Origin of the sequence: Nocardioides okcheonensis (assembly GCF_020991065.1) — a bacterium.
Classification (GTDB): domain Bacteria; phylum Actinomycetota; class Actinomycetes; order Propionibacteriales; family Nocardioidaceae; genus Nocardioides; species Nocardioides okcheonensis.
The window spans coordinates 4,105,546-4,124,942 of record NZ_CP087710.1; the positions used below are offsets into that span (position 1 = coordinate 4,105,546).

At 71.7% G+C, this 19,397-nt stretch carries 22 protein-coding genes; 20 read left to right on the top strand and 2 right to left on the bottom strand.

The genetic code is table 11. The features are described 5' to 3' along the window. The 18 genes from thrB to LN652_RS20075 all read left to right on the top strand — a co-directional run bounded on the left by thrB (position 1) and on the right by LN652_RS20075 (position 15,976). Positions 1–897: a homoserine kinase gene (gene thrB, locus LN652_RS19990; protein ID WP_230442333.1), complete on the top strand. Its 897-nt coding sequence runs from the start codon at positions 1–3 to the stop codon at positions 895–897. 173 nt (positions 898–1,070) lie between these two features. Then, complete coding sequence (gene rho, locus LN652_RS19995) at positions 1,071–2,966, top strand: transcription termination factor Rho (RefSeq protein ID WP_230442334.1); 1,896 nt, start codon at positions 1,071–1,073, stop codon at positions 2,964–2,966. 136 nt (positions 2,967–3,102) lie between these two features. Further along, positions 3,103–3,327 (top strand): 50S ribosomal protein L31, encoded by a 225-nt coding sequence (rpmE, locus tag LN652_RS20000; protein WP_121140724.1) that lies wholly within the window; start codon positions 3,103–3,105, stop codon positions 3,325–3,327. 87 nt (positions 3,328–3,414) lie between these two features. Further along, complete coding sequence (gene prfA, locus LN652_RS20005; RefSeq protein ID WP_230442335.1) at positions 3,415–4,488, top strand: peptide chain release factor 1; 1,074 nt, start codon at positions 3,415–3,417, stop codon at positions 4,486–4,488. A gap of 10 nt (positions 4,489–4,498) precedes the next feature. Further along, positions 4,499–5,347, top strand: coding sequence for a peptide chain release factor N(5)-glutamine methyltransferase (gene prmC, locus LN652_RS20010; RefSeq protein WP_230442336.1), 849 nt, complete (start codon positions 4,499–4,501; stop codon positions 5,345–5,347). A gap of 454 nt (positions 5,348–5,801) precedes the next feature. Beyond that, positions 5,802–6,449 (top strand): L-threonylcarbamoyladenylate synthase, encoded by a 648-nt coding sequence (locus tag LN652_RS20015; RefSeq protein WP_230444780.1) that lies wholly within the window; start codon positions 5,802–5,804, stop codon positions 6,447–6,449. A 6-nt stretch (positions 6,450–6,455) separates the two neighbouring features. Beyond that, positions 6,456–7,670 (top strand): MraY family glycosyltransferase, encoded by a 1,215-nt coding sequence (locus LN652_RS20020; RefSeq protein ID WP_230442337.1) that lies wholly within the window; start codon positions 6,456–6,458, stop codon positions 7,668–7,670. A gap of 49 nt (positions 7,671–7,719) precedes the next feature. Continuing rightward, positions 7,720–8,190 carry a hypothetical protein gene (locus LN652_RS20025; protein WP_230442338.1) on the top strand — a complete coding sequence of 157 codons (471 nt, stop codon included), beginning with the start codon at positions 7,720–7,722 and terminating at the stop codon, positions 8,188–8,190. 29 nt (positions 8,191–8,219) lie between these two features. Further along, entirely contained in the window at positions 8,220–8,477 is a 258-nt protein-coding gene (locus LN652_RS20030; protein WP_230442339.1) for a hypothetical protein, read from the top strand. Next, positions 8,474–9,262, top strand: coding sequence for a F0F1 ATP synthase subunit A (gene atpB / locus LN652_RS20035; protein ID WP_230442340.1), 789 nt, complete (start codon positions 8,474–8,476; stop codon positions 9,260–9,262). The genes LN652_RS20030 and atpB overlap by 4 nt, the downstream gene beginning before the upstream one ends. Before the next feature lie 94 nt (positions 9,263–9,356). Beyond that, a complete protein-coding gene (gene atpE / locus LN652_RS20040) occupies positions 9,357–9,566 on the top strand; it encodes an ATP synthase F0 subunit C (protein ID WP_030482691.1) in 210 nt (69 codons plus the stop codon). Positions 9,567–9,607: 41 nt separating this feature from the next. Further along, positions 9,608–10,165, top strand: a complete 558-nt coding sequence (locus LN652_RS20045) for a F0F1 ATP synthase subunit B (protein WP_230442341.1) — start codon at positions 9,608–9,610, stop codon at positions 10,163–10,165. Further along, the gene (locus LN652_RS20050) at positions 10,165–10,959 is read left to right on the top strand and encodes a F0F1 ATP synthase subunit delta (protein WP_230442342.1); all 795 of its coding nucleotides are present in this window, start codon (positions 10,165–10,167) and stop codon (positions 10,957–10,959) included. The genes LN652_RS20045 and LN652_RS20050 overlap by 1 nt, the downstream gene beginning before the upstream one ends. 75 nt (positions 10,960–11,034) lie before the next feature. Further along, positions 11,035–12,675, top strand: a complete 1,641-nt coding sequence (gene atpA, locus LN652_RS20055) for a F0F1 ATP synthase subunit alpha (protein ID WP_230442343.1) — start codon at positions 11,035–11,037, stop codon at positions 12,673–12,675. A 4-nt stretch (positions 12,676–12,679) separates the two neighbouring features. Beyond that, a complete protein-coding gene (locus tag LN652_RS20060; protein ID WP_230442344.1) occupies positions 12,680–13,597 on the top strand; it encodes a F0F1 ATP synthase subunit gamma in 918 nt (305 codons plus the stop codon). Between the two features lie 2 nt (positions 13,598–13,599). Continuing rightward, positions 13,600–15,051, top strand: a complete 1,452-nt coding sequence (gene atpD, locus LN652_RS20065; RefSeq protein ID WP_230442345.1) for a F0F1 ATP synthase subunit beta — start codon at positions 13,600–13,602, stop codon at positions 15,049–15,051. After that, entirely contained in the window at positions 15,051–15,455 is a 405-nt protein-coding gene (locus LN652_RS20070; protein WP_230442346.1) for a F0F1 ATP synthase subunit epsilon, read from the top strand. Before atpD ends, LN652_RS20070 begins: the two co-directional genes overlap by 1 nt. Before the next feature lie 77 nt (positions 15,456–15,532). Continuing rightward, the gene (locus LN652_RS20075; RefSeq protein ID WP_230442347.1) at positions 15,533–15,976 is read left to right on the top strand and encodes a DUF2550 domain-containing protein; all 444 of its coding nucleotides are present in this window, start codon (positions 15,533–15,535) and stop codon (positions 15,974–15,976) included. A gap of 135 nt (positions 15,977–16,111) precedes the next feature. On the opposite strand, the gene LN652_RS20080 is transcribed toward LN652_RS20075, so the two are convergent. After that, positions 16,112–17,101: a LacI family DNA-binding transcriptional regulator gene (locus tag LN652_RS20080; RefSeq protein WP_230442348.1), complete on the bottom strand. Its 990-nt coding sequence runs from the start codon at positions 17,099–17,101 to the stop codon at positions 16,112–16,114. A 56-nt stretch (positions 17,102–17,157) separates the two neighbouring features. Here LN652_RS20080 and LN652_RS20085 point away from each other — a divergent pair, with 56 nt between their 5' ends. Further along, positions 17,158–18,324 (top strand): MFS transporter, encoded by a 1,167-nt coding sequence (locus LN652_RS20085; RefSeq protein WP_230442349.1) that lies wholly within the window; start codon positions 17,158–17,160, stop codon positions 18,322–18,324. Here the strand turns inward: LN652_RS20085 and LN652_RS20090 are convergent, their stop codons facing one another. Beyond that, positions 18,325–18,897: a cob(I)yrinic acid a,c-diamide adenosyltransferase gene (locus LN652_RS20090; protein ID WP_230442350.1), complete on the bottom strand. Its 573-nt coding sequence runs from the start codon at positions 18,895–18,897 to the stop codon at positions 18,325–18,327. Positions 18,898–19,031: 134 nt separating this feature from the next. Between LN652_RS20090 and LN652_RS20095 the strand changes: the two genes are divergently transcribed. Continuing rightward, positions 19,032–19,349, top strand: coding sequence for an STAS domain-containing protein (locus LN652_RS20095; protein ID WP_230442351.1), 318 nt, complete (start codon positions 19,032–19,034; stop codon positions 19,347–19,349). Positions 19,350–19,397: the final 48 nt, after the last annotated feature.

Sequence of the window (19,397 nt, forward strand, 5' to 3'; positions counted from 1 at the left end):
ATGGCCACCTTCGTCGACGGGCCGGTGCGGGTCACCGTGCCGGCCACGTCCGCCAACCTCGGTCCGGGGTTCGACTCGCTCGGCCTGGCGCTGTCGCTGCGCGACGAGCTCGAGGCCGAGGTGCTGGCCGACGGGCTCGTCGTCGACGTCGAGGGCAGCGGTGCCGACGGCGTGCCGCGCGACGAGACCCACCTGGTGGTGCGGTCGATGCGCGCCGCCTTCGAGCTGATGGGGGAGCAGCCCCCGGGCCTGCGGCTGACCTGCCACAACCGGATCCCGCACGCACGCGGGCTCGGCTCGTCGTCGGCGGCGATCGTGGCGGGCGTCGTGCTGGCCCGCGGGCTCGTCGCGGGTGGGCAGCTGCTCGCCTCGGACGACGCGCTGTTCGAGCTCGCGGCCGACCTCGAGGGACACCCCGACAACGTCGCGCCGGCCTTCTACGGCGGCTTCGTGATCTCCGGGCGCGAGGACGAGCGCTGGTACGCCGTGCGTGCCGGCGTCGACCCGCGCATCGCCGCGGTGGTCTTCGTCCCGCCGGGCGGGGTGGAGACGAAGGTCGCCCGGGGACTGCTGCCCGCGGTCGTGCCGCACGCCGACGCGGCGGCCAACGCCGGGCGGGCAGCCCTGCTCGTCGCCGCGCTCACCGGACAGCCCGAGCACCTGCTCGCCGCGACCCGCGACTGGCTCCACCAGGACCAGCGGGAGCCGGCGATGCCGGAGACGCTGGCGCTGGTGCGCCGGCTGCGGGCGGAGGGCGTGCCGGCGATCGTGTCCGGTGCGGGCCCGACGGTGCTGGCGTTCGGGACCGGCGACCCCGCCGCGCTGGCCGGTCGCTGCCCGCAGGGCTGGACGTGCCACGCGCTGGCCGTGGACCCGGCTGGTGCGCTGCTCGCCTGAGCCGGCAACCGCGCGGTTGCGGCTCCGGCGCCGGGTGTGCCTGCTAACCTGACGGCGCGCCGTACGGCGCACCTGCCCGTCCCGGTCCGTGACCGCGTGGACGGGCGCCCACCATCCGCCCCGCGGACCGTTCGACGGTGACCCGCAGGCGACGCGACGTGCGAAGGACCCACGTGACCGAGACTCCCTCTGCTCCGGCGGAGAACGTTGACTCCACCACCCCCGACGGCCCGGCCAGGAAGGCCGCCAGGAAGTCCGGCGGGCTGAGCTCGATGCTGCTCGCCGACCTGAAGTCGATGGCCGCCGGCCTCGGGGTCGCCGGCGCCGGCTCGATGAAGAAGGCCCAGCTGGTCGAGGCGATCAAGGCCGCGCAGTCCGGCGGGCCGAAGCAGGCCGAGCGCCGCGAGGCGCCCCAGGAGAAGGCTCCGGAGAAGGCCCCGGAGAAGGCCCCGGAGAAGGCCCCGCAGGAGGACGAGCCGGTCACCCGGACCACCGTCCGCACCCGCACCCGGCGCCAGCGCCAGGCCGAGCAGGCGGGCGAGTCCGCCGAGCCGGCGCGCGAGCAGGCTGAGCAGAAGTCCGAGCAGAAGTCCGAGCAGCAGGACCGCAAGGGCGACAAGCAGGACCAGAAGCAGCAGGACCAGAAGCAGCAGGACCAGAAGCAGGACCGCAAGCAGCAGGACCAGAAGCAGAAGCAGGGCAAGCAGCAGGACCGGCAGCAGGACCGGCAGCAGGACCGGCAGCAGGACCGGCAGCAGGACCGGCAGCAGGACCGGCAGCAGGACCGCCAGCAGCAGGACCGGCAGCAGGACCGCCAGCAGGACCGCCAGCAGCAGGACCAGAAGCAGGCCCAGCAGCAGTCCCAGCAGCAGTCCCAGCAGCAGTTCGACGACGACGAGGACGGCGAGGGCGGCAGCCGCCGCAACCGCCGGCGCCGGGGCCGCGACCGCACCGCGGTGCGCACGGGCGGGCGCAACGAGCCCGACACCACGATCCTCGAGGACGACGTCCTGGTGCCGGCCGCCGGCATCCTCGACGTGCTGGAGAACTGCGCCTTCGTGCGCACCTCCGGCTACCTCCCCGGCACCGAGGACGTCTACCTGTCGCTCTCGATGGTCCGCAAGTACCACCTGCGTCGCGGCGACGCCGTCGTCGGGCAGGTGCGCCAGCCCCGCGAGGGCGAGCGCCGCGAGAAGTTCAACCCGATGGTCCGCATCGACAGCGTCAACGGCACCGAGGCCGAGGGCGCCAAGGAGCGCCCGGAGTTCGGCGCCGCGACCCCGGTCCACCCGCACCAGCGGCTGCGGCTGGCCACCGACACGGACCTCGTCGGCAAGGTGATCGACATCGCGGCGCCCGTCGGCAAGGGCCAGCGCGGCCTGGTCCTGACGCCGCCGCGGACCGGGGCGACGTCCCTGCTGCAGTCGGTGGCCCAGTCGGTCACGACCAACAACCCCGAGTGCCACGTGATGGTGGTGCTGGTCGACGCCCGCCCCGAGGAGGTCACCGACTTCCAGCGCGCGGTCAAGGGCGAGGTCGTCGCGTCCACGTTCGACCGGCAGCCGGCCGACCACACCCTCGTCGCCGAGCTCGCCATCGAGCGGGCCAAGCGGCTCGTCGAGCTGGGTCACGACGTCGTCGTGCTGATCGACTCGCTCACCCGCCTGGGCCGGGCCTACAACCTCGCCGCCCCGGCGAGCGGCCGGGTCCTGGGCGGGCTCGTGGACGCCTCCGCGGTGCACCCGGTCAAGGAGTTCTTCGGTGCCGCCCGCAAGGTCGAGGACGGCGGCTCGCTGACCATCCTCGCCACCGTCGCCGTGGGCAGCGGCTCGGCGACCGACGAGTTCTTCCTCGAGGAGCTCGCCGGCACCGAGAACCTCGAGCTCGTGCTGAGCGCGGAGAAGGCGGCGAAGGGCATCGTGCCCGCCGTCGACGTCGCCGCCTCCGGCACCCGGCACGAGGACCGGCTGCTCGCGCCGGCCGAGGGCGCGGTCGTCGGAGACCTCCGCACCCAGCTCGCGGCCGCCGAGACGCCGCAGGCCGTCGCGAAGGTCTTCGGCTCGCGCTGATCCCCGGGCGCCGGCACACCCGGGAATGCCCGGATTGGCGCCGCTGTTCACACCGGTGGCACACTTGTGCGCCGGTTCCGGTTCACGTCATCACGCGATCCACGCGGGCGACCCGGAACACTTCGAGAGGACACCCATGAAGAAGGACACCCACCCCGAGTACGTCGAGACGGCCGTGACCTGCACGTGCGGCGCGTCGTTCACGACCCGCAGCACCGCGACCTCCGGCTCGATCCACGCCGACGTCTGCTCGCAGTGCCACCCGTTCTACACCGGCAAGCAGAAGATCCTCGACACCGGCGGCCGCGTCGCCCGGTTCGAGTCCCGCTACGGCAAGAAGGCTGCTGCCGAGAGCAAGTAGTCCACGTCAGGCGCCGGTCGCCCGCTCACGCGGGTGGCCGGCGCCTTGTCGTCTGCCGGGGGTCGTCACACAGGAAGCAGGAGCACGATGTTCGAGGCCGTCGAGGGCATGCGCGAGGAGCACGCCGAGCTCGAGCAGCGCCTGGCGCTCCCGGAGACCCACGCCGACCAGCGCCTGGCCAAGCAGCTCAACCAGCGCTACGCCGAGCTGAGCGCCGTCGTCACGACGTGGCAGGACTGGCGCACGCTCGGCGACGACGTCGAGGCGGCCCGCGAGCTCGCCGCCGACGACCCGGTCTTCGCCCAGGAGGCCGAGGAGCTGGCCGCGCGCCGCGAGGTGGCGGCCGAGCGGCTGCGCCGGCTGCTGGTCCCGCGCGACCCCGCCGACGGCAAGGACGCCCTGCTCGAGATCAAGTCGGGGGAGGGCGGCGAGGAGTCGGCGCTCTTCGCCGGCGACCTGCTGCGGATGTACTCCCGGTTCGCCGAGGCCCGCGGCTGGGCCGTGGAGGTCCTCGACGCGACGGAGTCCGACCTCGGCGGCTACAAGTCCGTGACCGCGGCCGTCAAGGCGCGCGGCACGGTCGAGCCCGGTCAGGCCCCCTACGCGCTGCTCAAGTTCGAGGGCGGCGTCCACCGGGTGCAGCGGGTCCCGGTGACGGAGTCGCAGGGGCGCGTGCACACCTCGGCCGCCGGGGTGCTGGTGTCGCCCGAGGCGGAGCCGGTCGACGTCACGATCGACGACAACGACCTGCGCATCGACGTCTACCGCTCCAGCGGACCCGGCGGCCAGAGCGTCAACACGACCGACTCCGCCGTGCGCATCACCCACCTGCCCACCGGCATCGTGGCGAGCTGCCAGAACGAGAAGAGCCAGCTGCAGAACAAGGAGTCCGCGCTGCGCATCCTGCGCTCGCGGCTGCTCCAGGCGGCCCAGGACGCCGCAGACGCCGAGGCGAGCGACGCCCGCCGCTCGCAGGTGCGCACGGTCGACCGCTCCGAGCGGATCCGCACGTACAACTTCCCCGAGAACCGGATCTCCGACCACCGCACCGGCTACAAGTCCTACAACCTCGACCAGGTGCTCGACGGCGACCTCCAGCCGGTCCTCGACTCCTGCGTGGAGACCGACATGGCCGCGCGGCTCGCGGCCCTCGAGTCGTGAGGACCGACTCATGAGGGAGGTGCGCCGCAGCGCGGCGGAGCGGCTGCGTGCCGCCGGGGTGGCCTCGCCCGAGCGCGACGCCGACCTGCTGCTCGCCCACGTCCTCGACGTGCCGCTCGGCCGGTTGCCGCTGGTGGACCGCCTCGACGACGCCCAGCAGGAGACGTACGACGCCCTGCTCGCGCGCCGCGCGGCCCGCGAGCCGCTCCAGCACCTCACCGGCTCGGCGGCGTTCCGCCACGTCGAGCTGGCCGTCGGCCCGGGCGTCTTCGTCCCGCGGCCGGAGACCGAGCTGCTCGCCGGCTGGGCGGTCGACGCCGCCCGCGCGCTGGGCCGCCCCGCCGTGGTCGTCGACCTCTGCACCGGCTCGGGGGCGATCGCCAAGGCCGTCGCCGACGAGGTCCCGGACGCGCTGGTCCACGCCGTCGAGCTCGACGAGGGGGCGCTGGCGTGGGCCGAGCGCAACATGGCCGGCACCGGCGTGGACCTGCGCCACGGCGACCTCGCGACCGCCTGCGAGGACCTCGTCGGCACCGTCGACGTGGTGGTGTGCAACCCGCCCTACGTCCCGCTCGAGGCCTGGGAGTCGGTGGCGACCGAGGCCCGCGACCACGACCCGCACCTCGCCCTGTTCTCCGGCCAGGACGGCCTCGACGCGATGCGCGTCCTCGAGCGCCGCGCCGCCGCGCTGCTGCGGCCTGGGGGAGTGGTCGGGGCCGAGCACGCCGACGTCCAGGGGGAGTCCGCCCCGGCCGTCTTCGCGGCCACGGGCCGCTGGTCCGAGGTGGCCGACCACCGCGACCTCGCGGGTCGGGCTCGTTACCTGACCGCGCGCCGTCTTGACGCGCATCTCCGCTAGTGAGACTGTCCGCTTGCGGTCAACGGGGGCCGCACATCTCGGAAGGAACCACCCATGAAGAGGGTTTCGTCGCTCGTCGCGATCGCGGTTGCGAGTTCGAGCATGATCGTAGTCGCTTCCGGCTCGGCCGCGTCGGCCGCAGGTTGCGCTGTGCTAACCCGCACCTACACGGAGGGCGTGACCAAGTACGCAGTCGTGAAGAACCAGTGTGGACGAGAGATCACGGCTCAGGTCGTCGTGAACAATTGGAACGACACCAATTGTGCCTACATCGGCTCGTACGGGACTCGCACATACCGAACCGGCGGCATCGCAAGCCCCACGGCCGACTACGCACGCGAGTGCTGATCTGAGTGGGTGGCCCCGCGCGATGCGGGGCCACCCACATCGTCTTTCTCGTGGGTCGGGCTCGTTACCTGACCGCGCGGCTGGCACGATGAGCGGCGTGGACCTGATGCACACGTCGACGCCCGAGGAGCGCGAGGCGGCGGTGACCGCCGCCGCTGCCGCCGTACGCCGCGGGGAGCTGGTGGTGATCCCCACCGACACCGTCTACGGCATCGCCGCGGACGCGTTCTCCCACGACGCCGTGCAGGACCTCCTCGACGCCAAGGGCCGCGGGCGCGAGATGCCGCCGCCGGTGCTGGTGTCGGCCGCGACCACCCTCGACGCCCTGGCCGAGGGGGTCCCCGCGTGGGCGCGGACCCTGGTCGAGCGCTTCTGGCCGGGTCCGCTGACGGTGGTCTGCCGCCAGCAGGGCTCCCTCATGTGGGACCTCGGCGAGACCCGTGGAACGGTCGCGGTGCGGATGCCCGACGACGAGGTGGCGCTCGCCGTCCTCGAGCGCACCGGCCCCCTCGCGGTGAGCTCCGCCAACCTGACGGGCCGTCCGGCCGCCACCGACGCCGCCTCCGCCGAGGAGATGCTCGGCGACCGGGTGGCCGTCATCGTCGACGCCGGCACCTCGCCCGGTGGCGAGGCGTCGACCATCGTCGACACCACCGTGCCCGAGGGACGCGTGCTGCGCCTCGGCGCCCTGTCCCTCGAGGTGCTCAACGAGGCCCTCGCCGAGCACGGCGTGGTGCTCGCCGAGCAGGAATAGCACCGCATGCGGGAGTACCTCCTCGTCTTCCTGGTGGCGCTGTCGGTGACCTACCTGCTCACCGTCGTCGCCCGGGAGATCGCGCTCCGCACAGGGGCGGTCGCGCAGGTGCGTGACCGTGACGTGCACGCGGAGCCGATCCCGTACCTCGGCGGTCTCGCCATGCTCGGCGGCCTGTGCGCCGCCTACCTCGTCGCGCAGCGGCTGCCCTTCCTGTCCCGCAGCGACCCGGTCGTCTTCGACGACGCCGGGGTCGTGCTGCTCGCGGGCGCGCTGGTGTGCGCCGTGGGCGTCATCGACGACATCTTCGAGCTGGACGCGCTGACCAAGCTCGGCGGCCAGGTGCTGGCGGCCGGGCTGCTGGTGGCGCTCGGGGTGAGGTTCTGGTTCTTCCCGGGCGCGGACGGCACCCAGTTCGTCCTCGACGACGCCCAGGGCAGCGTGCTGACGCTGGTCGTGGTGATCGGCACGATGAACGCGGTCAACTTCGTCGACGGGCTCGACGGCCTCGCCGCGGGCGTCGTCGGCATCGGCGCCGCGGCGTTCTTCCTCTACTGCTACTCGGCGTCGGCCCAGAGCAACCTCACGCTCGCCACCACGGGGGCGCTGCTGAGCGCCGCCCTCGCCGGGTCGTGCGCCGGCTTCCTGCCGCACAACTTCCACCCCGCACGCCTGTTCATGGGCGACTCGGGCTCGATGCTCCTGGGCCTGGTGCTCTCGGCCAGCGCGCTCACCCTCACCGGCCAGTTCGTGGGGATGCCGGCGACCGGGGGCAACAGCCTCTTCGTCACGGTGCTCCCGGTGCTGCTGCCGATCTCGCTGCTGATGGTGCCGATCGTCGACCTGGTGCTCGCGGTCGTGCGCCGCACGCGGGCGGGGCGCTCGCCGATGAGCGCCGACAAGCAGCATCTGCACCACCGGCTGCTCGAGATCGGCCACTCCCAGCGCCGGGCGGTGCTGATCATGTGGATGTGGGCGTTCACCATCGCCACGGGCGCCGTCGGCGTGAGCCTGTCGACCAGCCCGCTCGTCTGGGGCGGGCTGGCTGCGATGCTGGTCCTCACCGTCGCGATGACCTTCGTGCTGCCCAAGGTGCACCGCCCCCGCAAGACCGGGCTGGGGGACACCGGACTGCCCGAGAACGCCGCCGTCGAGGGCCGCGAGGGGGCTCCCGAGGTGCTGGAGGAGGGCCCCGTTTCGGGCCCCGGCAGGACTTTGTGATAGTTTTCACGAGCAGTCAGACAGACCCCACGACGAACAGGCCGCCGCCATGACGACCGAGTCGCAGCACCACCCCCGGACCGGGGCCCAGCCCCTTCCCGGGGCGTGGGGGATGCGGGTCGTCGGGCGCTCCGCCGGCCTCACCGCGGCCGTCGGCGCACTGGTCGTGCTGGCCGCCGCGCTCGTGCACGGCGCCGAGCCGGCCGCCGCCGCTGCCGTCGGCGCGGCGATGGTCGTCGCCGTCGTCTCCTTCGGCACGGTCGCCCTCCACCTGGTGGCGAGCGTGATGCCGCGGGCGTCGCTGCTGGTCGCCCTGGTCACCTACCTCACCCAGCTCGCCGTCGTGATGCTGGTCTTCCTGGCCATCAGCCGGGGGGACGTGTTCGCCGACGAGCAGGCGCGGGGCTGGCTGGCCGCGTCGATGGTGCTCGCCACGCTCGTGTGGACCACCGCGCACCTGGTCCTCACGGCGCGCGCCCGGACCCCCTACTTCGACCTCCCGCCCGGGGGTGAGTCGTGACCACGTCGACTGCTAGAGTCCGCAGCGCCATGGCCGAGTCCAGCGCGACTTCCTCCACGCCCCCGCGCAGCAACGGTGCCCCCAGCTACCTGGTGGCCGGTGTGCTGTTCTACGGGGCGGTCGGATGGCTCCTGGACCAGTGGCTGGGCACCCGCTTCCTCGTGGCGGTGGGGGTCCTGCTGGGCGGTGGGCTCGGCACCTACATGATGATCGTGCAGCTCCGGCGGCAGACGGCCGCGGACCTGCCGTCCACGAACACCCAGAACACGAACGAGGAGTCGGAGTGAGCATCACCCAGCCTGTTGCGGCAGAGGGCGGTTCGGGCTTCCACGCCCCCGGTCCCGGAAGCTTCGAGCTGCCGCCGATCTTCGGTGACGTCACCAAGCCCATGGCGCTGCTGGCGCTGTCGGCCGTGATCGTGTTCGGCTTCTTCTACCTCGCCTCGCGCAACGCCTCGCTCGTCCCGGGCCGCCTGCAGTTCGCCGGCGAGATGGTCTACGGCTTCGTGCGCAACAACATGGCGCGCGACAACATCGGGTCCGAGCACTACATGAAGTTCGTGCCGTACCTCTTCACGCTGTTCACCTTCATCCTGGTGAACAACTACTACGGCGTGATCCCGTTCCTGCAGTTCCCGAGCTTCTCGCGCATCGGCTTCATCGTCCCGCTGGCGCTGCTCAGCTGGGGCATCTACGTCGGTGCCGGCATCTGGAAGCACGGCCCCCTCGGCTACCTCAAGCACGCCACCATGCCCGGCGGCGTCAAGGGCCCGATCCTGCTGCTGCTCGTGCCGCTGGAGTTCTTCTCCAACATCATCATCCGGCCCGTCACGCTCACGCTGCGTCTGTTCGGCAACATGTTCGCCGGCCACCTGCTGCTGATCCTGTTCGCCACCGGCGGCGCCGCGCTGCTCACCAGCGGCAACGTGCTCTACGGAGCCGTCGGGGTGCTCTCCTTCGGCCTCGGCATCGGCGTCAGCTTCCTCGAGATGCTGGTCATGTTCCTGCAGGCCTACGTCTTCACCCTGCTGTCCTCGATGTACATCGGCGAGGCCCTCGCCGACGAGCACTGAGACGCACCCGCACCCGTACCACCCCGCACCACCCACAAGTTTCGCCAGAAAAGTCGGCACCACCAGCGGTGCCGAACGACGAAAGGAAAAAGCCGTGGAAGGCTCCATCAACCTGGTCGGTCTCGGCCTGTCCGCCATCGGTCCCGGTGTCGGTATCGGCCTGATCTTCGCCGCCTTCATCTCCGGTGTTGCTCGCCAGCCCGAGGCCCAGAGCCGCCTGCAGTCGATCGCCATCCTTGGCTTCGTCCTCGCCGAGGCGCTCTTCATCATCACCGTCGCGCTCGCGTTCGTCCTGCCTCTCTGACGACCACCGCAGCCCAGCTCTAGACCGTAGGAGTTCGACTCATGGACCACATCGTCCTGGCGGCGGCGGAGGGGGAGACCCACAGCCCGGTTCTGCCGGTCTGGTCAGAGGTCATCCTCGCCCTGATCGTCTTCGCGATCCTCTTCGTGCTCATGCGCAAGTTCGTCGTCCCGAACTTCGAGAAGACGTTCGCCGAGCGCACCCAGGCCATCGAAGGTGGTCTGAGCGCGGCCGAGTCCAAGCAGGCCGAGGCCGACGCCAAGCTCGCCGAGCTCGAGAAGCAGCTCGCCGACGCCCGGCACGAGGCGGCGCGCATCCGCGAGGAGGCGCGCGAGCAGGGTGCCCAGATCGTCGCCGAGATGCGGGAGCAGGCCCAGGCCGAGTCCACCCGCATCGTCGAGCACGGCAAGGCGCAGATCGAGGCCGAGCGCCAGCAGGCGGTCACCTCGCTCCGTGCCGAGGTGGGCACGCTCGCGACCGGCCTGGCCGGTCGCATCGTGGGCGAGAGCCTGGAGGACGAGGCCCGTCAGAGCCGCGTCGTCGAGCGCTTCCTCGCCGACCTCGAGGCACAGGGCTCCACGACGGGGAGCGTCAACTGATGATGCGAGGTGCGTCCGCCGACGCCTACGCCGCAGCCGCCGGTTCCCTCCCCGGGTCCGGTGACCTCGGCACGGTCGCCCAGGACCTCTTCGGCACCGCGGACCTGCTCCGCGCCGAGGCGGGCCTTCGCCGGGTCGCCACCGACGTCTCGGTTCCGGCCGAGGCGAAGGCCGGCCTGGTCCGCGACGTGCTGTCGGGCAAGGTCTCGCCCGAGGCGCTCGAGGTGGTGACCACCGCCGTGTCGCGGCGGTGGACCGCCACGCGTGACCTGCCCGACGCCCTCGAGCAGCTCGGCGTGGTCGCCCTCGTGCGCTCCACGAGCAGCGACGCGGGACGTCTCGAGGACGAGCTGTTCGCGGTCGGCCAGCTCGTGCAGCACGACGACGGGCTGCGCCAGGCGCTGTCCGACCCGGCGCGCAGCCGGGCCGACAAGACCGCGCTCGTGCGCGGGCTGCTGGCCGACAAGGTGCTCCCGGCGACGCTCGCGCTCGTCGGCCAGGCGCTCTCCGGCACCCACCGGACGATCACGGTCGCGCTGACCGAGTACCAGAAGGTGGCCGCCGAGGTCCGCGACCAGGGCGTCGCCACCGTGCGCGTCGCCCGTCCGCTGGCCGCCGCCGACCGCGAGCGCCTGGCCGCGACGCTGTCGCGGACGTACGGTCGAGAGGTCCACCTCAACGTCGTCGTCGACCCCGCGGTCATCGGCGGCATCCGGGTCGAGATCGGCGACGACGTCATCGACGGGACGGTCTCCAGCCGGCTCGACGACGCCGGGCGCAGGCTCGCCGGCTGACCCCGACCACCCAGACCCAGCACAACTTCTTCCAGCCCCATCCCATGCGGCACAGCAGAGAACAGGTGAGATGAAATGACGGAGCTGTCCATCCGTCCGGACGAGATCCGCGACGCTCTTCAGCGCTTCGTGTCGGACTACAAGCCCGAGTCGGCGACGACCGAAGAGGTCGGCACCGTGGCCGAGGCCGCGGACGGCATCGCCCGTGTCTCCGGCCTGCCCTCCGTGATGGCCAACGAGCTGCTCGAGTTCGAGGACGGCACGCTCGGCCTCGCGCTCAACCTCGACACCCGCGAGGTCGGTGTCGTGGTCCTCGGTGACTTCGACAAGATCGAGGAGGGCCAGACGGTCCGCCGCACCGGCGAGATCCTCTCGGTCCCCGTCGGCGAGGGCTACCTCGGCCGCGTGGTCGACCCGCTCGGCACCCCGATCGACGGCCTCGGCGACATCGCCTCCGACGAGCGGCGCGCGCTCGAGCTCCAGGCTCCCGGCGTGATGGTGCGCAAGTCGGTGCACGAGCCGCTCGCCACCGGCATCAAGGCCATCGACGCCCTGACGCCGATCGGCCGCGGCCAGCGCCAGCTCATCATCGGTGACCGCGCGACGGGCAAGACCACCATCGCGATCGACACGATCATCAACCAGAAGGCCAACTGGGAGTCCGGCGACCCGGACAAGCAGGTGCGCTGCATCTACGTCGCGATCGGCCAGAAGGGCTCGACCATCGCCTCGGTGCGTGGCGCCCTCGAGGAGGCCGGCGCCCTGGAGTACACGACCATCGTGGCCTCCCCGGCGTCCGACTCCGCCGGCTTCAAGTACCTCGCCCCCTACACCGGCTCGGCCATCGGCCAGCACTGGATGTACGACGGCAAGCACGTCCTGATCGTCTTCGACGACCTCACCAAGCAGGCCGAGGCCTACCGCGCCGTGTCGCTGCTGCTGCGCCGCCCGCCGGGCCGCGAGGCCTACCCGGGCGACGTGTTCTACCTGCACAGCCGGCTGCTCGAGCGCTGCGCGAAGCTCTCCGACGACATGGGCAAGGGCTCGATGACCGGCCTGCCGATCATCGAGACCAAGGCCAACGACGTGTCGGCGTTCATCCCGACCAACGTCATCTCGATCACCGACGGCCAGATCTTCCTCCAGTCGGACCTGTTCGCGGCCAACCAGCGCCCCGCCATCGACGTGGGTGTCTCGGTCTCGCGCGTGGGTGGCTCGGCGATGACGAAGGCGATGAAGAACGTCACCGGCTCGCTCAAGGTCGACCTGGCGCAGTTCCGCGCCATGGAGGCGTTCGCGATGTTCGCCTCCGACCTCGACGCCGCCTCGCGCCAGCAGCTCGACCGCGGCCAGCGCCTGATGGCGCTGCTCAAGCAGCCGCAGTACTCGCCGTACCCGGTCGAGGAGATGACCGTCTCCCTGTGGACCGGCACCTCGGGTCGCCTCGACAAGGTCCCGACCGACGACGTGCTGCGCTTCGAGAACGAGTTCCTCGACTACCTGCGCCGCAGCCACGAGGGCATCCTCGCCGGCATCCGCGAGTCGCTGAAGTTCGAGGACTCCACCGAGGACCAGCTCGCCGCTGCCTACGACTCCTTCCTCGACCAGTTCGAGACCTCCGACGGCCAGAGCATCAAGGCCGGCAAGGAAGAGCACGTCGCCCTCGAGGACGAGGACGTCGAGCAGGAGCAGATCGTCAAGCAGAAGCGGGGCTGACGTCATGGCTCTCTCGGTACGCGAGTACCGCGCGCGGATCAGGTCGACGGAGTCGATGAAGAAGATCACGCGTGCCATGGAGCTCATCGCGGCGTCCCGCATCATCAAGGCGCAGCAGCGGGCCCAGGCGGCAGCGCCGTACGCCCGTGAGCTCACCCGCGCGGTGTCGGCCGTGGCGACGTTCTCCAACGTCGACCACGCGCTGACCACCGAGCCGGAGAACCCGAAGAAGGCCGCGGTCCTCATCGTCACCTCCGACCGCGGTCTGGCGGGTGCCTACTCCTCGAGCGTGCTCAAGGAGGCCGAGCGCCTCGTGGAGAAGCTCAAGGGCGAGGGCAAGGACGTCGACCTCTACACCAGCGGTCGCAAGGGCGAGGCCTACTTCAAGTTCCGCCAGCGCGCCGTGGTGAAGTCCTGGACCGGGTTCTCCGACCAGCCGACCTACGACGTGGCGGCCGAGATCGGCGCCACGCTGATCGAGGCGTTCCTCGCCGACGCCGACGTCGAGAAGACGGCGGTCGACGAGGTCCACGTGGTCTACACCCGGTTCCGGTCGATGCTCAGCCAGGAGCCCACCGCGGTGCGGCTCCTCCCGCTGGAGGTCGTCGAGGGCACCGAGCCTCCCGAGCAGGGCGACCTGCTGCCGCTCTACGAGTTCGAGCCGTCCCCCTCGGAGGTGCTCGACTCCCTGCTCCCGCGCTACGTCCAGAGCCGGATCTTCTTCGCCCTGCTGCAGGCGGCTGCCTCCGAGCTGGCCGCCCGGCAGAAGGCGATGAAGTCCGCCACGGACAACGCCGACGAGCTCATCAAGAAGTACAAGCGCATCGCCAACCAGGCCCGCCAGGCTGGCATTACCCAGGAAATCAGCGAGATCGTCGGTGGCGTCAACGCCCTTGCCGACGCACAAGCCGGGAGTGAGTGAACATGACTGCCACTGTTGAAGAGACGACCACCCGCGGCGGCGCCGTCGGGCGTATCGCCCGGGTCATCGGCCCGGTCGTGGACATCGAGTTCCCGACCGACTCGATGCCCCCGATCTACAACGCCCTGACCTGCGACTTCCAGCTCAGCGGCGAGACCAAGTCGATCATCCTCGAGGTCGCCCAGCACATCGGCGACGGTATGGTCCGCGCCATCTCGATGAAGCCGACCGACGGCCTGGTCCGTGGCGGCCAGGTCACCGACACCGGCGAGTCGATCACGGTGCCCGTGGGCGACGCGACGCTCGGCAAGGTGTTCAACACCACCGGCGACGTGCTCAACCTCGCCGAGGGCGAGTCCTTCGAGCCGGCCGAGCGCTGGGGCATCCACCGCAAGGCGCCCGCGTTCGACCAGCTCGAGTCGAAGACTCAGATGTTCGAGACCGGCATCAAGGTCATCGACCTGCTCACCCCCTACGTCCAGGGCGGCAAGATCGGCCTGTTCGGTGGTGCCGGCGTCGGCAAGACGGTGCTCATCCAGGAGATGATCGCCCGTGTCGCCAAGGACCACGGTGGTGTGTCGGTGTTCGCCGGTGTCGGCGAGCGCACCCGTGAGGGCAACGACCTCATCGTCGAGATGGAGGAGGCCGGCGTCCTCGGCCAGACCGCCCTCGTCTTCGGCCAGATGGACGAGCCGCCGGGCACCCGCCTGCGCGTCGCCCTGTCGGCCCTGACCATGGCGGAGTACTTCCGCGACGTGCAGAAGCAGGACGTGCTGCTCTTCATCGACAACATCTTCCGCTTCACCCAGGCCGGCTCCGAGGTCTCCACGCTGCTCGGCCGGATGCCGTCCGCGGTGGGCTACCAGCCCAACCTGGCCGACGAGATGGGTCAGCTGCAGGAGCGCATCACCTCGACGCGTGGTCACTCGATCACGTCGCTCCAGGCGATCTACGTCCCCGCCGACGACTACACCGACCCGGCTCCGGCGACCACGTTCGCGCACCTCGACGCCACCACCGAGCTCTCGCGAGAGATCGCCTCGCTCGGCATCTACCCGGCGGTGGACCCGCTGACGTCGACCTCGCGCATCCTCGACCCGCAGTACATCGGCGACGAGCACTACCGCTGCGCGGTCCGGATCAAGCAGATCCTCCAGCGCAACAAGGAGCTCCAGGACATCATCGCGATCCTCGGTGTCGACGAGCTCTCGGAGGAGGACAAGATCATCGTGTCCCGCGCCCGTCGCATCCAGCGCTTCCTGTCGCAGAACACCTACGTCGCCAAGCAGTTCACCGGCATCGAGGGCTCGACCGTGCCGGTGGCCGACACCATCGAGGCGTTCAACAAGATCGCGGACGGCGAGTACGACCACGTGGCCGAGCAGGCCTTCTTCATGTGCGGCGGTCTGGACGACGTCGAGCAGAAGTGGGCCGAGATCCAGAAGAGCCTCTGATGGCCGGCACCACCGACAAGGTCCTCCAGGTCGAGCTGGTCGCTGCCGACCGGCTCGTCTGGTCGGGCCAGGCCACCATGGTCATCGCCCGCACCACCGAGGGCGACGTCGGCATCCTGCCGAACCACGCGCCGCTGCTGTCCTCGATCATCGAGGGCGTGGTGGACGTGCAGACCGTCGAGGGGGAGACCTGGATCGCGGCGGTCGACGCCGGCTTCCTGTCGGTGGCCGACAACCGCGTCTCGATCCTCTCCGAGCGGGCCGAGATGTCGCACGAGATCGACCTGGAGCAGGCACGGGCCGAGCTCGAGCGCTGCCAGCAGGCCGGCGAGAACGACGACGAGGCGCAGGAGAAGGTCCGCCGCGCCGAGGCACGCGTGCGTGCCGCGGAGCGGGCCTCCTGACGGAGCCTCCAGCACGACCGCTAGGGTGAGCGCACGAACCTCCGGGTTCGTGCGCTCACTGCTTTGTGGAGGTGTGGATGCCGGTCTGGGAGTGGTTGCTCGACATCGTCGGGGTCTGCCTCCTCCTCGCCCTGCTCTACGGCATCTCGCTCATCGTCCGGCGCCGGCTCCTGGCCCGTCACGGTGGCACCTTCGAGCTCAGCTTCCGGGTCCGGACCGAGCACCCCGGCCGCGGCTGGCTGCTCGGCATCGGTCGCTACTCCGGCCAGTCGCTCGAGTGGTTCCGGATCTTCTCGCTCTCCCCGCGGCCCAAGCGGGTCTGGGCGCGCGACCTGCTGGAGTACTCCGGGCGCCGCGCCCCGGCCGGTCCGGAGGAGATGTCGCTCTACGACGGCCACGTCGTGGCGTCGTGCCACTACGACGGCCACCCGCTCGAGATCGCGATGAGCGAGTCCGCCCTCACCGGCTTCCAGTCCTGGCTGGAGTCCGGACCGCCCGGCACCGACTGGGACCGGCGCTAGCCTCGCTCCGCGGGCGGTGCCCCACCCACGTTCTCGAGCCGCAGAAGGTGGCTCACGCACCGCCGGCCGGGCGTGTCGTCGTACGCCGCTCCGGGAGCGGTGCCCCACCCACGTTCTCGAGCCGCAGAAGGTGGCTCACGCACCGCCGGCCGGGCGACGGGGGCCGGTCGAGCCGCCGACCCGCAGCTGCACCGGCAGCAGCACGTCGTCGGCGGGCTCGCCGGCGGCGCGGGCCAGCGCTGCGCGGGCCGCGGCCCGGCCCTTCTCCGCGATCGGCTGCACGACCGTGGTCAGCTCGACGTCGAGCCACGGCGTGGCGACCCCGTCGAAGCCCGCGACGCTGAGGTCGTCCGGGACCACCAGCCCGCGGCGCCGCGCCTCGAGCACCGCGCCGGCGGCCTGGACGTCGCTCTGGCACACCAGCGCGGTGGCCTCCGGCCCGGTGTCCAGCCAGGCGCCGACGACCTGCTGCGCGGTGGCGAGGTCGCTGGCGCAGGCGCCGACCACGGTCACGTCAGCGAAGACGTCGCGCAGGCCCGCCTCGCGCTCGCGCTGCGGGTGCGAGGGCTCGAGGGTGAGCGTGGCCACCCGCCGGTGGCCGAGGTCGTGGAGGTGGGCCGCCAGCGCGGCGGTGCCCGTCCGGTGCTCGATGTCGACGTAGGTGGTGCCGGGCCACGACGGGCCCTCGACGACCACCAGCGGGACCTCGCGCGCGACCAGGTCGGCGTACGGCGCCCAGGTCTCTCGGCCGCAGATGTCGAAGATGACGGCGTCGAGCGGCAGCCGCGCGTGGGCCTCCTCGTCGCCCATCAGCAGCAGTCCCTGGCCGGCGGCGCCCAGCACCTCCGACATCGCGTCGAAGAGGGGGAGGGCGGCCGGGTCGCGGAACGCGGCGCTGAGCGGTCCCACCGCCACGCCGACCACGCCGCTGCGGCCCTGGCGCAGGTTTCGGGCGAGCGGGTTGGGGCCGGCGTAGCCGAGCGCGGCCGCGGCCGCCAGCACGCGCTCGCGGGTGCCGGCGGCGACCGGCTTGTTGCCGGAGAAGGTCAGCGACGCGGTCGACAGCGAGACCCCCGCGGCGTCGGCGACGTCCGCGAGCGTCGGTGCACGAGTTGATCCCGCCATGTCCCGGACGTTAGCATCGAATCGATTCGATCGAAACGATTCGCAGGAGCGCCACCGTGGCCCAGCTGACCGCCGCCCGCAACGCCGTCGGCCTCGCCTTCTTCCTCAACGGCCTGGTCTTCGCGAGCTGGGTGTCGCGCATCCCCGAGGTGCGCTCGAGCTTCGAGCTGACCAACGGCCGCCTCGGCCTGGTGCTGCTCGCCATCTCCGTGGGGTCGGTCGTCGCGCTGCCCACGACGGGCGCGCTGATCACCCGGTGGGGGACCGTCCGGATCGTGCGCGGCGGCGCCGTGCTCGCCAGCATCGGGATGCTCACCGCGGCGCTGTCCCTCGGTGACACCCTCGCCCTCACCGTCGTCGGGCTCGTGGTCTACGGCGTCGGCATCGGCGTGTGGGACGTGGCGATGAACGTGGAGGGCGCCGAGGTCGAGCGTGGCCTGGGGCGCACGATCATGCCGCGCTTCCACGCCGGCTTCAGCGGCGGCACGGTCGTCGGCGCGCTCGTCGGCGCGCTGCTGATCGAGCTCGGCGTCCCGTCGTCGGCCCACCTCGGCGTGGTCGTGGTGGCGTCGTTCGCCCTGGTGTGGGCGTCGTCGCCGTCGTTCCTCCCGGTGGTCGAGGACCACGAGGGGGAGCGGACCTCGGCCGCCCGCGCGTGGCTCGAGCCCCGGACCCTGCTGATCGGGCTGATGGTGCTGGCCCTGGCGATGACCGAGGGCACCGCCAACGACTGGCTCGCCGTCGCCCTGGTCGACGGGCACGACGTCTCGCACGCGGTGGGGGTCGCCGGCTTCGCGGTCTTCGTGGCTGCCATGACCGCCGGCCGCTTCGTCGGCACCGGGCTGATCGACCGGCACGGCCGGGTCACGGTGCTGTGGTCGACGATGGCCCTCGCCGGTGCGGGCGTGCTGCTGATCGTGTTCGCCGACCACCCGGCCGTCGTGGTGCTCGGGATCGTGCTCTGGGGCGTCGGGTCGTCGCTGGGCTTCCCCGTCGGGATGAGCGCGGCCGCGGACGACCCGCTGCGTGCGGCCGCCCGGGTGAGCGTGGTCTCGACGATCGGCTACGCCGCCTTCCTCGCCGGACCGCCGTTCCTCGGCTTCGTCGGCGACGAGGTCGGCACCCTCAAGGCGCTGCTCGTCGTCGCCTTCCTGCTGCTGCCCGCGGCGCTCGTCGTGCCCAGCGCCCGCGAGCAGCGGGCGGCTCCTGCCGCACGGGCCTGACTAGCGCTCGCCGCCGGGGACCCACAGCACGTCGCCGTTCTCCCTGTTCGCGTGGCGGGCGAGGATGAAGAGCAGGTCGGAGAGCCGGTTGAGGTAGGTGATGGCCAGCAGGTTCATCGTCTCCTCGTGCTCGGCCCACGCCGCCCAGCCGGCGCGCTCGGCGCGGCGGGCGACCGTGCGAGCGACGTGCAGGTGGGCGGCAGCGACGGTGCCGCCGTTGAGGATGAACGACCGCAGCGCCGGCAGCTCGGCGTTGTAGTGGTCGCACCAGCCCTCGAGCCGGTCGACGTAGTCCTGCTCGATGCGCAGCGGCGGGTACTCCGGGTCGGCCACGACCGGGGTGCAGAGGTCCGCGCCCACGTCGAACAGGTCGTTCTGCACGTGCGTGAGCACCGCGACGACGTCCTCGTCGAGACCCGCGTGGGCGAGCGCGACGCCGATGTGGGCGTTCGCCTCGTCGACGCAGGCGTACGCCTCGAGGCGCGGGTCGGTCTTCGACGTCTCGCTCATGTCGCCGAGCCGGGTGCGCCCGGCGTCGCCGGTGCGGGTGTAGATGCGGGTCAGGTTCACCATGACGCGGAGCCTACTGGTCGCGACTCGCCGGAAAAGGTGGTGCATGCGTGCAACCCCGCGCGGTAGAACAACGTCCTAGGGAGTGACAGCGGTCACGACTCGGGCGTCCGGGGGACGTCGGTGAGGAGCACCAGATGGAGATCACCACGGACGGGGCCACGCTGGTCCTGCACGGGGCCTTCGACGTGCGCAGCACGTGGGAGGTGCGCAACGCCATCTACGGCTGCCTCGAGGCGCTCGACGGGGTCGACCACGAGGTCGTCGTCGACATGACCGACGTGTCCACCATCGACCTGACCGCGCTCCGCCTGCTCGCCGTGGCCACCCGTCACGCGTGGCTCACCGGACACCACCTCACGGTCCGCAACCCCGGTCCGGCGGTGCGCCGGATGGCCCACCTGGCGCGCCTGGCCCACGCGATCGAGGTCGAGCGGGTGGCCGCGACCGCCTGAGGTCCTGAGGCATCCGTCACACGTCCAGCCCGGTGACCAACCGGTAAC

Coding starts and splice junctions, on each gene's coding strand:
- thrB (WP_230442333.1), top strand. CDS start 1: ATGGCCACCTTCGTCGACGGGCCGGTGCGGGTCACCGTGCCGGCCACG.
- rpmE (WP_121140724.1), top strand. CDS start 3,103: ATGAAGAAGGACACCCACCCCGAGTACGTCGAGACGGCCGTGACCTGC.
- prfA (WP_230442335.1), top strand. CDS start 3,415: ATGTTCGAGGCCGTCGAGGGCATGCGCGAGGAGCACGCCGAGCTCGAG.
- prmC (WP_230442336.1), top strand. CDS start 4,499: ATGAGGGAGGTGCGCCGCAGCGCGGCGGAGCGGCTGCGTGCCGCCGGG.
- LN652_RS20015 (WP_230444780.1), top strand. CDS start 5,802: ATGCACACGTCGACGCCCGAGGAGCGCGAGGCGGCGGTGACCGCCGCC.
- LN652_RS20020 (WP_230442337.1), top strand. CDS start 6,456: ATGCGGGAGTACCTCCTCGTCTTCCTGGTGGCGCTGTCGGTGACCTAC.
- LN652_RS20025 (WP_230442338.1), top strand. CDS start 7,720: ATGACGACCGAGTCGCAGCACCACCCCCGGACCGGGGCCCAGCCCCTT.
- LN652_RS20030 (WP_230442339.1), top strand. CDS start 8,220: ATGGCCGAGTCCAGCGCGACTTCCTCCACGCCCCCGCGCAGCAACGGT.
- LN652_RS20045 (WP_230442341.1), top strand. CDS start 9,608: ATGGACCACATCGTCCTGGCGGCGGCGGAGGGGGAGACCCACAGCCCG.
- LN652_RS20050 (WP_230442342.1), top strand. CDS start 10,165: ATGATGCGAGGTGCGTCCGCCGACGCCTACGCCGCAGCCGCCGGTTCC.
- atpA (WP_230442343.1), top strand. CDS start 11,035: ATGACGGAGCTGTCCATCCGTCCGGACGAGATCCGCGACGCTCTTCAG.
- LN652_RS20060 (WP_230442344.1), top strand. CDS start 12,680: ATGGCTCTCTCGGTACGCGAGTACCGCGCGCGGATCAGGTCGACGGAG.
- atpD (WP_230442345.1), top strand. CDS start 13,600: ATGACTGCCACTGTTGAAGAGACGACCACCCGCGGCGGCGCCGTCGGG.
- LN652_RS20070 (WP_230442346.1), top strand. CDS start 15,051: ATGGCCGGCACCACCGACAAGGTCCTCCAGGTCGAGCTGGTCGCTGCC.
- LN652_RS20075 (WP_230442347.1), top strand. CDS start 15,533: ATGCCGGTCTGGGAGTGGTTGCTCGACATCGTCGGGGTCTGCCTCCTC.
- LN652_RS20080 (WP_230442348.1), bottom strand. CDS start 17,101: ATGGCGGGATCAACTCGTGCACCGACGCTCGCGGACGTCGCCGACGCC.
- LN652_RS20090 (WP_230442350.1), bottom strand. CDS start 18,897: ATGGTGAACCTGACCCGCATCTACACCCGCACCGGCGACGCCGGGCGC.
- LN652_RS20095 (WP_230442351.1), top strand. CDS start 19,032: ATGGAGATCACCACGGACGGGGCCACGCTGGTCCTGCACGGGGCCTTC.